The 14,984-nt window shown below is 32.2% G+C and carries 15 protein-coding genes and 1 other annotated feature; of the genes, 4 read left to right on the top strand and 11 right to left on the bottom strand.

The genetic code is table 11. The annotated features are described in order from the left end of the window. Positions 1 to 113: 113 nt before the first annotated feature. The 3 genes from BN1865_RS06590 to BN1865_RS06580 all read left to right on the top strand — a co-directional run bounded on the left by BN1865_RS06590 (position 114) and on the right by BN1865_RS06580 (position 2,559). Positions 114 to 1,274, top strand: a complete 1,161-nt coding sequence (locus BN1865_RS06590; RefSeq protein WP_050636451.1) for a nucleotidyltransferase — start codon at positions 114 to 116, stop codon at positions 1,272 to 1,274. 75 nt (positions 1,275 to 1,349) lie between these two features. Further along, a complete protein-coding gene (locus BN1865_RS06585; RefSeq protein WP_050636450.1) occupies positions 1,350 to 2,102 on the top strand; it encodes a threonine/serine exporter family protein in 753 nt (250 codons plus the stop codon). Position 2,103: 1 nt separating this feature from the next. After that, the gene (locus BN1865_RS06580) at positions 2,104 to 2,559 is read left to right on the top strand and encodes a threonine/serine exporter family protein (protein ID WP_050636449.1); all 456 of its coding nucleotides are present in this window, start codon (positions 2,104 to 2,106) and stop codon (positions 2,557 to 2,559) included. 23 nt (positions 2,560 to 2,582) lie between these two features. Here the strand turns inward: BN1865_RS06580 and BN1865_RS06575 are convergent, their stop codons facing one another. From BN1865_RS06575 to BN1865_RS06550, 6 genes are all read right to left on the bottom strand, one after another. Next, positions 2,583 to 4,001: an immunoglobulin-like domain-containing protein gene (locus tag BN1865_RS06575; RefSeq protein ID WP_082189915.1), complete on the bottom strand. Its 1,419-nt coding sequence runs from the start codon at positions 3,999 to 4,001 to the stop codon at positions 2,583 to 2,585. Positions 4,002 to 4,050: 49 nt separating this feature from the next. Then, the gene (gene pheT / locus BN1865_RS06570; protein WP_050636447.1) at positions 4,051 to 6,441 is read right to left on the bottom strand and encodes a phenylalanine--tRNA ligase subunit beta; all 2,391 of its coding nucleotides are present in this window, start codon (positions 6,439 to 6,441) and stop codon (positions 4,051 to 4,053) included. Between the two features lie 3 nt (positions 6,442 to 6,444). After that, positions 6,445 to 7,479, bottom strand: coding sequence for a phenylalanine--tRNA ligase subunit alpha (pheS, locus tag BN1865_RS06565; protein WP_050636446.1), 1,035 nt, complete (start codon positions 7,477 to 7,479; stop codon positions 6,445 to 6,447). A 32-nt stretch (positions 7,480 to 7,511) separates the two neighbouring features. Then, positions 7,512 to 7,715 (bottom strand) — a binding site (T-box leader). Positions 7,716 to 7,758: 43 nt separating this feature from the next. Further along, a complete protein-coding gene (locus BN1865_RS06560) occupies positions 7,759 to 8,649 on the bottom strand; it encodes a DUF4299 family protein (RefSeq protein ID WP_050636445.1) in 891 nt (296 codons plus the stop codon). 18 nt (positions 8,650 to 8,667) lie between these two features. After that, positions 8,668 to 9,393, bottom strand: coding sequence for a TrmH family RNA methyltransferase (locus tag BN1865_RS06555; RefSeq protein WP_050636444.1), 726 nt, complete (start codon positions 9,391 to 9,393; stop codon positions 8,668 to 8,670). Next, entirely contained in the window at positions 9,390 to 10,055 is a 666-nt protein-coding gene (locus BN1865_RS06550) for a M48 family metallopeptidase (RefSeq protein ID WP_050636443.1), read from the bottom strand. The genes BN1865_RS06555 and BN1865_RS06550 overlap by 4 nt, the downstream gene beginning before the upstream one ends. Before the next feature lie 59 nt (positions 10,056 to 10,114). On the opposite strand from BN1865_RS06550, the gene sspI reads away from it, so the two are divergent. Beyond that, on the top strand, positions 10,115 to 10,312 hold the full coding sequence (sspI, locus tag BN1865_RS06545; protein WP_232780345.1) for a small acid-soluble spore protein SspI: 198 nt from the start codon (positions 10,115 to 10,117) through the stop codon (positions 10,310 to 10,312). Here the strand turns inward: sspI and BN1865_RS06540 are convergent. The 5 genes from BN1865_RS06540 to BN1865_RS06520 form a co-directional block, all read right to left on the bottom strand. Further along, the gene (locus BN1865_RS06540) at positions 10,307 to 10,762 is read right to left on the bottom strand and encodes a hypothetical protein (RefSeq protein ID WP_050636442.1); all 456 of its coding nucleotides are present in this window, start codon (positions 10,760 to 10,762) and stop codon (positions 10,307 to 10,309) included. The genes sspI and BN1865_RS06540 overlap by 6 nt on opposite strands. Then, positions 10,763 to 11,617 carry a hypothetical protein gene (locus tag BN1865_RS06535; protein WP_050636441.1) on the bottom strand — a complete coding sequence of 285 codons (855 nt, stop codon included), beginning with the start codon at positions 11,615 to 11,617 and terminating at the stop codon, positions 10,763 to 10,765. Positions 11,618 to 11,681: 64 nt separating this feature from the next. Further along, positions 11,682 to 12,875 (bottom strand): S1C family serine protease, encoded by a 1,194-nt coding sequence (locus BN1865_RS06530; RefSeq protein WP_232780344.1) that lies wholly within the window; start codon positions 12,873 to 12,875, stop codon positions 11,682 to 11,684. A gap of 112 nt (positions 12,876 to 12,987) precedes the next feature. Beyond that, positions 12,988 to 13,830 carry a patatin-like phospholipase family protein gene (locus BN1865_RS06525; protein ID WP_050636439.1) on the bottom strand — a complete coding sequence of 281 codons (843 nt, stop codon included), beginning with the start codon at positions 13,828 to 13,830 and terminating at the stop codon, positions 12,988 to 12,990. Then, positions 13,830 to 14,900, bottom strand: a complete 1,071-nt coding sequence (locus BN1865_RS06520) for a M42 family metallopeptidase (protein ID WP_050636438.1) — start codon at positions 14,898 to 14,900, stop codon at positions 13,830 to 13,832. The genes BN1865_RS06525 and BN1865_RS06520 overlap by 1 nt, the downstream gene beginning before the upstream one ends. Positions 14,901 to 14,984: the final 84 nt, after the last annotated feature.

Here is a 14,984-nt window from a genome sequence, read left to right as displayed (position 1 = left end):
TCTTAAATATGTCAATCAAATTTTACCATATTTCAGCGAATATTTCATTCTTTTTGTCTTGAAACTACCCTTATTGACAAAACTATGATAAACTATCAAAAAGAGGTGGAGAAATGAAAGTATTAGGTATCATTGTTGAATACAATCCGTTTCATAACGGACATCGTTATCATATAAAAAAAGCTCAGGAAATAACACAATGTGATTATACAATTGCTGTTATGTCTTCTTCTTTTGTTCAAAGAGGAGAACCAGCTATTATTGATAAATGGACACGTAGTCATTTAGCTATCGAATTTGGCGTTGATTTAGTAATTGAATTACCATTTGTATATGCATGTCAGAGTGCTGATTATTTTGCTAGAGGAGCGATTGATTTATTACATGCGATTGGTGTCACTGATATCTGTTTTGGAAGCGAAGATGGGCGTATTGAAACATTTATTGATATTGCTAAGGCTATCTTTGACAATCAGACTCAATATGATAACCTTGTTAAAAAAGCAATGAAAGAAGGCATGCGCTATCCTGATGCCTGTAATCAGTCCCTTAAACAAATCATGGGTATGGAAGTCAAAACACCTAATGATCTTTTGGGTTTAAGTTATGTCAAAGAAATTATCGCTCATCATTATCCTATTATTCCTCATTGCTTTCCACGTACAAATGATTACCATAGTCACAATCTAGGTGAAATTGCCAGTGCAACAGCTATTCGTCAAGCCATTTATCAGCAGTTTGATTTTCAGAATTCTTTACCCCATCCTGAACTTTACCAATATGAACATTACCATCTTGATGATTTTTATCCATATTTGCAATATCGTTTACTGACTATCAGTAAAAAAGATTTACAACATATTCATCTTGTTGATGAAGGTTTAGAAAATGTTTTAATAGCACAAATCCAAAAATGTCATTCTATGTCTGAGTTCCTTGATGCCTTATTATCTAAGCGCTATACTAAACCAAGAATTCAACGAATGCTGATTCATATACTCATGAATAATACCAAAAAAAGTATTCAAGAAGCTATGTCTATTGACTATCTTAGAGTTTTGGCAATGAATAACCAAGGTCGTCAATATTTATCGCTCATCAAAAAGAACTGCCCTTATACAATCGTCACCAATATTTCACGCTATCAGCATCCTGCTTTAGATATAGAAGTCAAAGCAACAAAACTGTTATCTTTGCTAAGTCATGATCAAGAAAATTTTATAAAAAAAGAATATTCACACATTCCTTATATTCAAAAAGGCGAATCATTTTAGAATTTCATTTTCTTACAAAGAGGGCTAGGCAGACCTCTTATTTTATGGTATAAATGAGTATTGTGAGGTGTAAGCATGAACGATATAGAAACTTTAGAACTGATTAATGAGATAGGTTATTTATTATTAAAACATGGTGCAGAAATATACCGTGTTGAAGAATCTTTACAACGTATGTGTGAAGGATTAGGTTTTCAAAATGTCGAAGTTTTTGCTATTCCAACCTATTTTACATTATCACTGACACTACATGATGGGACTCCCTACCACTCATCTAAACGCTCTCGTACCAATCGAACGCATTTAGATCATCTCTATGAATTAAATAATTTAGTCCGTAAAATCAGCAATCAGGAGTTAGATGCTTCTGATATTCGTCAAAAGATTAATGAAATCAAATCTCAAAAGCTTAATTTTCAATTGATTTTAATTGGTTATATTGTTTCTGCTGCTATGTTTTGTCTTTTCTTTGGTGGTGGCTTTAATGAAATGATTGTGTCAGCATTTATTGGCTTTGTTTTATACTTTTTCATTTACTTAATGGAAATGTTAAATATGAATGGAATTGTTCGAACAATTCTCTCTAGCATGGTCTTATCAACGATTGCCATTATTGCTTTGAAAATGAATTTAATAGCTGACCAACAATCTGTTATAACAGGAACATTAATGTTATTGGTGCCTGGAATTGCGATCACAAATAGTTTGAGAGATATTATTGGTGGTGATTTTGTATCAGGACTTTCCCGTATGATTGAAGCTATCTTAATTGCAGCAAGTATCGCCATTGGTGTTGGTATTATGATGATGTTACTGAAAGGAGCATAGTATGCAAGAATTCATTCAATGCTTATCAGCATTTGTAGGTTGTTTAGGTTTTACATTTATTTTTAGAATTCATAAAAATATCAAATTTGCTTTTATTGGCTCTTTGATTGGAACTTTAGGATGGGTTATTTATTTAGCAACTCAATTTTTGCATAATACATTTTTACAAAGCTTTATTGCTATGCTTTGTGTTTCTCTGCTCGCTGAAATGATGGCTCGTATTTATAAGGCACCTGCAACAATTTTTATTATTGTCGGTTGTTTCCCACTCGTTCCTGGAAGTGGCATTTATTACACTATGCTTTATGCTGTTCAAGGATTAAATGATCTATTCATGGAAAGTTTTCTATCAACTTTAGGCATTGGTATCTCCATTGCCCTTGCCATATTAATATCATCAACTGCTTTTCAAGTTTATAAGCGAATCAAAATGAAAGATTTTGTAAATGTTGAGTAAAAAAAGATTGCAACTGTGCAATCTTATTTTATTATTGTTAAAGCTTGACTTCCCATACTCTGATAAGCTTTTTCAAAAGCTTTACGAGAATATTGTCTGACTCCCTGTAATGGATCATGCATGAAAACATAGTTTTCATTATAACCAACCAATAATAATGAATGTTCAGCTATTGGAAAAGAAATAACTTTGTCTGTATATTCTCCATCCAATGTTTTCACATACCACTTTTTTATTGATGAATATTTAGCATCAGTCATACTAGCAGTTGCCCAAACTTGAACAGGACAATCCATTGCAACATAAGCAAGTAACTCATCAACTGAAGAACCTGTTAAGTTAACAACTTTTTGCTGACCATTTTGTTTTTTTACAATTTTTTCTATCACACTAACCATTGGCTGACAATAGATACCATATCCTTCTCTACTCATACTTCCAGTAAAAGCAACTTGTGGATCAGCACCATAAAGTCTACCATTCTTATTTTCTAAAGCAATTGTTGGAACTTGATTCACCATTGATTTCATTGAAATATCAAAGCCATGATATTGAAGGAGCATTGTAGATGATGCTGATTCACATCCATTATAATAACCAGGATTTTGTAAAATCATTGGAATCCCATTTATTTTATGCTCTTTATTTGCAACAACAACTCGTCGCTCAACTTCTGCTTTATTTCCTGTCTGATCTACCACTTCATAAGTCAATGGATAAATCCCAGCTTTTTGAGTATTAACATTTCCATTCACTTTCAATAAGGATGTACAATCACCATCTAAATTATCAATGGCTTTCACATTTTTCAATGGATCAAAGGTTTCCCCTAAAAGGACAAGTTCATTTGAATAAGTAATATCTGGCGCTGTTTTATCAACCACTTGAACTTCTAAAATTTCATGGGCTTTATTTTGAGATGAATCTATGGCTTCAACCTCAATTGTATATTTTCCTATTTTTTGTGTATCCACATCAGAACGAATGATCTTCACCTGACATGACTCCTGCGAATTATCAGTGACTTGAATCCATTTATTGACCTCAAATGTCATATCTTGATAAGCAATTTCCTTTTCACATGTTATAACAGGTGCTTGTGTGTCTTGAACATTTAACACAAAAGGATATGTCTTATCACGGTAAACAACAGATGCCTGATATTGACCAATAGCGGGAGATTGTTTTTCTTCATTTAAATATTCCATATTTTCAAAATGAACTTTTGCCTCTTTTGAAATCTGATTCTTTTCAAAAGGGAGATAAAATAACAAATCTAAGTACTCAACAGCTTCAAATGTTAAACTTTCACCAACTTCTAAATCAATTTTTCCATTATGAATAATATTCATATGACTTCTTTGATAATAACAATAAATCAATCCTACCAAAACAACAATACTAGCCATCGTTAAATAGCCTCTCTTGCTTATTTTCCTCATTTCTTAATCCTCTTCCTCTTATATTCAAAAAGGGACAATGTCCCTTTTATTATGCACGTAAATGAGCATTATATTCTTTTGCCACAACTGCAAGAATATTTTCCATAACACCATTAATTGTTTCATCATCTAAAGTCTTAGTATTATCTTGGAATGTTAAAGCAATTGCAACTGACTTTTTCCCTTCCTCAATATGTTCACCAACATAAACATCAAAAATTTCTGTTTTAGAAATCAATCGTTTACTTGCCTTTTGAATAGAACGTACAACATCATATGTTGGAATATCTTCATCCATTACCAAAGCAATATCTCTTGTCACTGATGGATATTGTGGAATCGGTGTAAATTTGAGTGCTCTTGTTTTTAAATTCAATAATACTGATAGATTTAATTCAGCGACAAATGTATCTTTTACATCATATTTTTTCGCCATACGTGGATGAATTTCTCCTATGACCCCAACGATTTCTTTACCCATTTTAATATAGCCGCTTCTTCCTGGATGGAAATAAGAATTATCTTCTTCAACACGTTCTAAGACATATCTAGATTCCTCAATACACAATTTCTTAAAGATTGTTTCAACAAATCCTTTAACCAAATAGAAATCAGCTTTTTGGTTCACTTGTAACCAAGATACATTTTGATACATACCTGAGCAAGCAATAGTTAAAGTCTGAATTTCTGTATCTTTTGAATATGTATTTGATAGTTCATAAATACAAACATCTTTATGGGCATGTGAATTATTATAATTAATAGCCTGCAACAATGAAGGAATGACAGATTTTCTTGTAACACTTCTTTCTTCACCCAAAGGCATCATTAATTCAATAGTATCAGATGAATGGAATAAATTAAAATCATTAACAAAATGAGGTGATGTTAAAGTATATGTGACAACTTCATGTAATCCTAAATCAGCTAATAAATGTCTAATATATTTTGTCTTATCTTGAACTGGATTCAATGCCCCTTTTGTCATTTCCATATATGGAAGAGTACTAGGAATATAATCATATCCATACATTCTGGCAACTTCTTCAATTAAATCAGCATCCATTGTCATATCGTTACGATATGTTGGTACACTCACACGGAAGTTTTCTCCTTCTAACTGATACGTAAAATGTAATCTTGTAAAAATATCAGCAATTGTTTCAGTACTAATTGATGTTCCAAGTAAACCATTAACTCTTGAAGTTGTTAATGAAATGACTTTCTCTTGTGGTGTATAAGGTGTTGTCACACTCTTATAGATTTCCTTAGCATCAGCTAAATCTTTCAATAAAGATGCACAACGATTTAAAACACGCTCTGTATTGGCTGTATCAATAGCCCCTTTAATATAATGTTGAGATGCATCAGTTAATAAATTCATACGACGTGCTGTATTTCTCAATGTAGGTCCATCAAAAGTGGCAGCCTCAATCACAATATTAACTGTATTCTCATCAATCTTCGTATCATTGGCTCCCATGACACCAGCCACGCAACCAATTCCATCATCAGTTGAGACAATAATATCTTCAGGTAAAATATCATATTCCTGTTCATCCAATAATGTGGCTTTTTGATGAAATCCAGTTTTAATCACAAAACCTTTTGTTTTTAATTTATCATAATCATACATATGAATTGGCTGTCCAGTTTCAATCATAACAAAGTTAGATATATCAACAATATTATTAATAGGTTTCACACCACTTGCTAATAATGCTGTTCTTAACCATTCAGGTGATTCTTTGGTCTTTACACCTTTAACCAACTTTGCCCCAAAGAAAGGACACAGATCAGTTTCAACACTCACTTGAATCTTGCTTTCTAATTCATCCATCAAAACAATTTCAGGTAATTTCACTTCACGATTTAATAAAGCCCCTACTTCATATGCCAATGAAATCATAGCCATACAGTCAGAACGATTAGGTGTTAAACCAATTTCTAAGATTGTATCATCATATCCCATGTATTTTAAAGCATCTTCACCAATTGGTGCATCATCATCCAAAACATGAATGCCAGCTTTATCCTCTTCTTTTAAAAGACGCTGTTCGATTCCTAACTCAGCAATAGAACAAATCATTCCATTAGAATCAACTCCGCGCACTTGACTTTCCTTAATTTTAAAACCTTCTCCCAAATCGCATCCAGGCAATGCCACAATAACCTTTTGACCTGCTTCCACATTAGGAGCCCCACAAACGATTTGTGTAACTTGACCAGGTTTCACTTCCACTTGACAAACATTCAAATGATCAGAATCTGGGTGTGCTGTTTTTGTTTGAACATAACCAACAACAAGCTTATCACCTCTTGCAAAAACATGCATTCCTTCAACTTCATGTCCAATTGATGTTAACTTTGCAGCCACTTCATCTGCTGAAAAATCATCAACTTTTACATATTGATTTAATAATTTTAAACTTGCTTCCATACACTAATCCTTTCTTGTAAACTGATTTAAGAATCTTAAATCACCACTATAGAAATTTCTAATATTATCAATACCATATTTTAACATTGCAACACGTTCTAATCCTATCCCAAAAGCAAAACCTTGATAAACTTCTGGATCAAAACCACACATCTCTAGAACTTTAGGATTAACCATTCCAGCTCCTAAGATTTCAATCCAACCTGTATATTTACACATTGGGCACCCTTTCCCTTCACAATTGTGACAAGAAATATCAACTTCTACACTTGGTTCTGTAAATGGGAAATAAGAAGGTCTTAAACGAATTTCTCGTTTTTCTCCAAACATCTTTTTTGCAAACAATTCCAATGTTCCTTTTAAATCAGCCATCGTAATATTTTTATCAATAACCAACCCTTCACATTGACTAAATTGATGAGAATGCGTTGCATCATCATCATCTCTACGATAAGTCTTACCTGGACAAATAATCTTAATTGGACCTTGACCATTCGCCTCTAACATCGTACGGGCCTGAACAGGAGATGTATGTGTCCTCATTAAAGTATTTTCATCAATATATAATGTATCCTGCATATCTCTTGCTGGATGTCCTTTTGGTAAATTCATTAACTCAAAATTAAAATGATCACTTTCTACTTCTGGACCTTCAGCAACAGAATAACCCATTCCAATAAATAAGTCTTCTAATTCTTCTCTCACCATTGATAAAGGATGAACACTGCCAAGTGGTAAAGCATAACTTGGTAATGTAATATCTATTCTTTCATGTTTTAATTTTTCATTCATTTCAGCTTCTTCTAAAACCTGTTTTTTCTCTTCAATAGCAGCAGTCAAATCTTGTTTCACTTTATTAGAAACTTGTCCAAACGCTGCTCTTTCTTCTTTTGTCATATCTTTCATTGACTTCATAGCAGCTTGCATTGGTCCCTTTTTTCCTAAATAGAAGACTCTTAAATCATTTAAATCTTTTAAAGATTGACAATCATTGATTTTTCCAAGTGCTTCTTCTTGAATCTTTAATAGTTCGTCCATAATATCCTCCTTCAAAATAAAAAATCGTTCCATCTAGGAACGATTATAATCGCGGTACCATCCTAATTCATAACAAGTCATTGTTATGCACTTCATTCACAGTAACGTTGTGTTGACGGCGATGATTAGTCGCACTCCAAGGTGAATTCAATAAATGCATTGCAAGAAAACTTTCAGCTTTTGTTTTCCTCTCTTTTACAAATTCTTTATCTACTTGTCCTCTTCATCGTGTTTACTTTTCATATTATAGCCAAAAATCAGCATAAAAACAAGTCTTTTTTATAACAGTGAAGAATCCGCATGATATTTTAAATAAATTGACTCTATTTCTTCTTCACTTAAAGCTTCAAAGAAAATATGTTCACTATCAAACTCATGAAGTTCATGATGAGAAATTTCATGAATAAAGTCATCAAATGGAATATCTCCTAACATTTTATTGTTTTGAATAGAAACCAATGCAACCACATAACGATCAGCTTCAATACTTTCTCCTGTCTGAAAATTAATACAAGACATGGGAACCATTGGTTTTAATGGAAACACTGTATCCACAGTTGCAGTGACTGTATAAACACCTAAAATATTCTTTTGAGGATCCTGATACATATGGGCATTTGCATAATACAAATCACGTTGCTGATTCTGATGCAAATCCTTAGCAAAAGCCTTTAAAGATTTATCTTCAAGCCAATAGTGAACGTCTTGAGAGCGGAAATAGTAAGGCCACATAGTACAAAAGAAATTTCCATTTTCATGTTCAGTTAAAAAGCTTTTTAAAGTTTCATAATTAAATTCTTTTATCTCTGATTTCAATTTTTCAATATCTGACAGTTTTCTTTCAGTCCCATCCTGTACAAATGTAGATGCTTTCCATAATCGACAAAGATGTTGAATCAAACAATATAAATCATCAATTTCTTCATTTGTCGTTGGCAAAAGCATATGTAAACTCACCTGCGAAGTTTCCTCTTCATGCCAAACAACGCTTATTCCTCTTGCTATATGATCTGGATGATAAATAATGATTTCATTTTCACTTCTTTCATCAGGAACAAGAACATAATTTTGATCGTATCGTCCATAGCCAAATTGCTCCATTAAAATATCTTGAAGCTTTAATTTCTTTTTAAAAATTCCCTTTTGATAAATCGTTATATCAACACTCATGATTGCTATCTCCTTTGACTATTCATTTCTAAAATGATACATAGTAATAGCTGCTGCTACACCCACATTTAATGACTCAACTGATTGAATAGGAATATAAACAAGCTGATCACATAAATCTAAAATATTCTGAGAAACTCCTTGTCCTTCATTTCCCATTACAAAAGCCATCTTTTTTTCATTTGAATATGTATCAATGCTTTTCGCATTCAACAAACATGTTCCATAAACCAAAACATTTTGTTTCTTCAGACATTCAATAGCATCTTTCAAATCCATTATGCAAACATTCATCTGAAAAAGGGCTCCTTGAGTTGCCCGTATCACTTTATCATTATATAAATCCACACAATCTAGTGACATAATGATTTGGTCATATCCAAAAGCTAATGCTGAACGTAAAATTGTCCCAACATTTCCAGGGTCTTGAACTCTATCCAACAATAAATATCTTGTTCCGTCTTGCAATATTTTTGAAGTATTGTTTTTTTGACAAACTGCCATAATTGGTTGAGGTGATTTTGTAAAAGCCAGTTTACTCATTACAGATTCAGATACATAAAGTGTATCTTCAGCAAAATCATCATCTAAAGTTGTAACGAGAGTTTGAATACAGCCATTCTTTCTAGCTTCTTCAACCAAATGAAATCCTTCTACTAAAAACAAATTCATTTCATCACGATACTTCTTTTGTTTGAGTTTCATCAATTCTTTTATTTTTTCATTTTGTAAAGATGTAATCATACATGTTTCTCCTTTAACCTTTTGATACGTTGTTTATAATCTGGCATTCTCTTTTCAATTTCCTGATAAAACTGTGATGAATGATTTGCCTGTAAAAAATGAGTGAGTTCATGAACAATCACATAATCTATCAAATCTTTCTCTAAATGTACTAAGGACAAATTAAAAGAAATTCTATTTTGTTGATAATAACAACTGCCCCAACGCCCTTTATATTTCTTAATTTCAATATGAGGCATATCCAAATCAAAATCATATGCCAAATATGCAATCACTTTTTCTTCAATATAATCCAATAAAACTTGTTTTAAATATTTTTCAACACACTGTTCAATTTGCCTATGATAAACATAAAGAGATTGACCATGTTTCTCACATTGCCATTTTCCTACATCTCTGCTCACTAAAACATAACGGCAAGCAAAAATATCAACATAACCCTGATCACAATAACATGCATAAGATTCATAATTCTGTATGAGTGGAATTAGCTTTTCTTGATATTGACGTAAATTATCTTCAATCAATGCACGTGGTGTATAATAAGGTGCACTCACGACAATTCTTCCCTCTTTAACACGCATGCGAAGTGATGTCATACGTTTATAGATGACATCATAATGATAAACCTCTTGTCCAAGTTGAATTTCGTAACTTTTCATAAAACTTCTGTATAAACTCCTTTTGATTATCCCATATTATATAAGAAAGGATGATAGATATGCAAATGCGTGAAGCGCTCTTAAATAATTTAAAAGGTTTTTCAGCCTCTCAACTACAACAAACAATAGATGATGGCATTGCTTCTAAAGAAGAAACAATTCTCGTTGGTTTAGGTGTATTATTTGAACGATATTACAATTCATTAGATTCAAATTCTAAACAACAATTTCTCCAAAATATTTCTCATTTATTATAGACCAGTCTCTGGTCTTTTTTTCACTTTACCAATAAGTTTATGAATCCAAGAAAACAATTCTGGCGTTCTTTTCCACATTTCCTTAATCATTCTTAAACTGATTAAGATAAATAAAATACAAAGATTATATTGAAATAAATCCAGAATTGGTGCAAAGAAAATACAAACACATAAAATCCATAAACCAATACAAGGTAAAAAAGTCACCTTTTCTTCATAGATATCATATACAATTTTAGAAATTTCAAAAACAATATAATCAAATACCCACAACAACAAAAAATAAAGAGTTGTATAAATATCAAACACAAACAATCTTTGTAATGCTTCAGAAAATGGACAATGATAAAAATTCATTAAAGATATCATAAAAGACACAAAGGCTGTCATCAATGTCGCAAAAGCATTTCTTAACATATAAATCGTCACAATATCCTTTTTATTTTTCATCTACTCCACCGCCTTAATTGCACCTTTTAAATTCAATACAAAAGTATACCCCTGACTCTGTGATTCACTTTCCATAAGCGTCACCACACAACGTAATTCTCTATCTAACAATGAGCCCTTATCATCAAAAAAAGCAACTGATTTATTTTTTCCATCTAAAATATCCTGTGTTTTTCCCTTCACATATGCAAAACGTTCATAATCATTAAGATTATCACTATTGCCATTTTCTTTTAAATATAAATAATCAATAATCACATATGGATATTGTTGGGAAATATGCTGATTAGTTGATATAAAATCACCTGTTTTCAGCCATGAGCTGGTTGCATAAATATTTTGTAAAGCATATTTTTTATTCGCACCATTATAAACAACAATATCTTGTTTTTGCATTGTTATGGTTTGTTCATACACTTTTTGATGATCACGTTCAACAACAACCTCACATTGTGCTGTAGATATCTTATCTGTCAAAAGGGATTCATTTGTTTTTTCAACATCCATAAATAAAACTTCATTGTCACTTTTGACATCAAAATGATGAGTTAATCGTTTTTCCTGTTGATCATACTGGATAACAAAATCAATAGTCACTTGATCATTCTCTAATAAAAAGCGATCTTTTAATGCTACAATTCTTGCTCCACCATATTTTTCTTCACCATGATCTTTAGAAAATTCATAGCCACCTATCGATAAATCCTCATTACCACCTGCAAAACAATATTGATAGTCACTTGTAGTTACATATGTATGAAATACAAAATTATCATACCAAAAAAAGAGTGTCATAACGAACATACTCAGCAATACCATAGAAAGGATTAATTGTCTTTTTATCTCTTTATTCATATCATCACCTTTTCACATTATATATTTTTTACACAAAAAAGGAAAGAGCTTTCGTCTTTCCTTATTATGAAGAACCTAATTTAACATTAACTGTTGATGTCGAACCACCATGATTAATTGTCAATTTCACAGTATCACCAGGATTTTTAGAATAAAGTTTTGTCAAGAAATCTTTGTATGATTCTATCTCTTCACCATCAAATTTTGTAATAACATCACCAACTTCAATACCTGCACTACTTGCTGCTGAACCACTTTGTACACTTGCAACATAAATTCCTTTATTTAAATTTGTTTGAATACGATACATATACAATTCATAAGATGAATAACCATCTAATGATAATCCAGAAATACCTAATGTAGGTCGATTGACTTTACCAGTTGAAATAATTTCTTCAACTAATTTCACTGCATCATTAATTGGTAAGGCAAATCCCATACCTTCTACTTCTTCTGAAGAATATTTCATTGAAGTAATACCAACCAATTCACCAACAGCATTGACAAGAGCACCACCACTATTTCCAGGATTAATAGCTGCATCTGTCTGAATAACATTCATATCCCAGTCTTCTTTACCATCACCATTTAAATCAACAGAAACAGTACGTTTAGCAGCAGAAACAATACCTTGTGTAACTGTTCCAGCATATTCAATTCCTAAAGGACTTCCTACAGCCATAACTGTTTCACCAGGATCTAACAAATCAGAATCCCCTGTTTTAAAAGCAGTAACATCAAAGTTAACATTCATTTTTAAAACAGCAATATCACCATATTGATCACTACCAACTAACTCAGCCTTTACAGACTCACCATTTGAATAGATAACTTCAATAGATTGTGCAGAATCAATAACATGATGATTCGTAATAACATAAACAGTTTTACCATTAACCTTATAAATAACACCACTACCACTACCAGATAATTTATTATTCTGATAAACAGCAACTCCAACAGTTGATTCCTTTGCCTTTTTAATGACATCTGTTAAATCTGTTTTCACATCATAATTAATTGTTTGAACCTTATTGTTAGATGTTGACCCATTTGAAGAAGATGTTCCTAACACCTTATACATCAAGAAACCATTACATCCTAAAGAAACAACCAATAAAACAATGATAACCACTTTAAAGATAAGATTTCCATTGATCTTTTTCTTCGTATGACCTGGCTTATTTTCATCAGATTGATAAGCATTTATATGTTCATTAAACTCTTCATTTTCTTCAAAAGCTTTTTTATCCATATCTTCCATTTTACAATCTTCCTTTCTCTATGTATTGTTTTTACATTTACTATCATAAAACATAATTGACAAAACATTATTTTAAAAGTGTGTGAAAATGTCAAAAAAATATCTATAAAAGCAATTTTTTTATACTTTCCATATTTTCCATAGCAAGTTGATAACCAAATTGATAAATACGATCAATCTTATCTAAATCCTTTTCAAAAGAATCAATCTGAACTTCCTCAGTAGGTCTTAAAATAATAGCCTTACCTTCCTGCTCTAACTGTTCACAGTAAGCCAATGTTTCATTATATAATTCATGCCTTGTTAAAAGCGGTTTAACCAGATGTGGGTATCTTTTCTTTAAACGACGACTTGCCAAAACATTTGCTCGCGATAATTTTTTACGATAACCTTTTGGCCTTGTCAAAACAATCAGCATTTTCTCATGACCATCTGCCATAGCCTTTCTAACTGGTATAGGATCACAAATCCCACCATCATAATAACCTTTTCCATTAAGATGAATAATTGGAAATGCAAAAGGAATGGCACATGTTGCTTTTAACATTGTACATTGCTGATCTAATTTTTTACCATCCAAATACTCACATTGACCAGTTTCTACATTTGTGACACCAACTTTAATTTCTATTGGATTTTTTAAAAACGTCTCCCAGTCAAAAGGATAGAGATCATTAGGAATGGTTTCATAAGCAAATTTCAATCCAAACAGACTTTTATCACTTATATAATTACGAAGTCCAACATAACGCTTATCGTGTCGATGATTCATAAGAATATCATAATTACGTCGTGTTTGTTTTGAAGCATATGAAAAACCATCAGTAATCCCTGCTGAAACACCAATAACATAGGGAAACTCTACACCTGTATCAAGCAATGCATCCATGACCCCACTTGAGAAGATGGGACGAAATGTTCCACCTTCTAAAATGAGTGCACCCATTATCTTTTATCCTCAACCATTGCAACATATAAATCTTGATTCAGTGCACGGATAAATTCCACTAATAATTGAACTGTCGCATCAAAATCATCACAATTAATAATTGTATGATGAGAATGCATATAACGTGATGGAATAGAGAGGGTGATATTCATAACACCCGCTTCTACTTTACTTAATTCGCCTGAATCTGTTCCACCAGCCGCAATCATATCTAACTGATAAGCAATTTGATGCTTTTCACAAATATTCTCCAATGCTTTTAATAGCCCACTATGTGCTATGACACTTCCATCCATAACACTTAAGGCCACGCCACTGCCTAAACGAACATCACCTTTTTCACCAGGTAAATCTTGTGAGAATGTGACATCAATCGCAAGCGCAATATCTGGTTTAATCATCTGACCAACTGTTTTGGCTCCACGTAAACCAACTTCTTCCTGAACAGTTCCAGCACCATATAACGTTGGATAAATACTTTCATTTTTTAATTGACGCAAAACTTCAATAATCACTGCAACTCCAATACGATCATCCCATGCTTTTGACATCAAACATTTTTCATTTCCCATGACTGTAAATTCTGATACAGGTGTTATGGGATCACCTTTATGAATCCCTAAATCTAAAGCTTCCTGCTTACTTAAAACACCAATATCTAAGAAGGAATCCTTAGGATCAACAACTTTATTTCTTTCTTCCAATGATTTACCATGAGGTGGGACTGAACCAAAAACACCTTTGATTTCACGACCATCACGTGTTGTGATACACATAAGTGAAGATGGTAAATTCTGTCCCATCCATCCACCAACTGGCTGAACTTTGATAAATCCACCTTCATCAATATCTTTAACGATAAAACCAATTTCATCGACATGCCCAGTTAATAAGACTTTTAAATCACTTTCACCTTTTTTGACACCAACTAAACTTCCTAATTGATCATATTGTATTTCATCAACACAATCCTCAATATATGATTTCATCAGACGTGTTACCTGTTTTTCATAACCTGAAATCCCATTCACTAAACTGATCTTTTTTAACATTTCTAAATCTGCCATATTAATTACCTCCTAGTGATATATTATATAACTATTTTCTATCTTAGACAAATAATTTCAACTGAATATGAACCAAACAAAGTA

The sequence above is a fragment of the Candidatus Stoquefichus sp. SB1 genome, assembly GCF_001244545.1.
In the GTDB taxonomy this organism is placed as follows: domain Bacteria; phylum Bacillota_I; class Bacilli_A; order Erysipelotrichales; family Coprobacillaceae; genus Stoquefichus.
The sequence above is the reverse complement of the archived record's forward strand: the minus strand, read 5'-3'. Positions and strand labels throughout refer to the sequence as shown.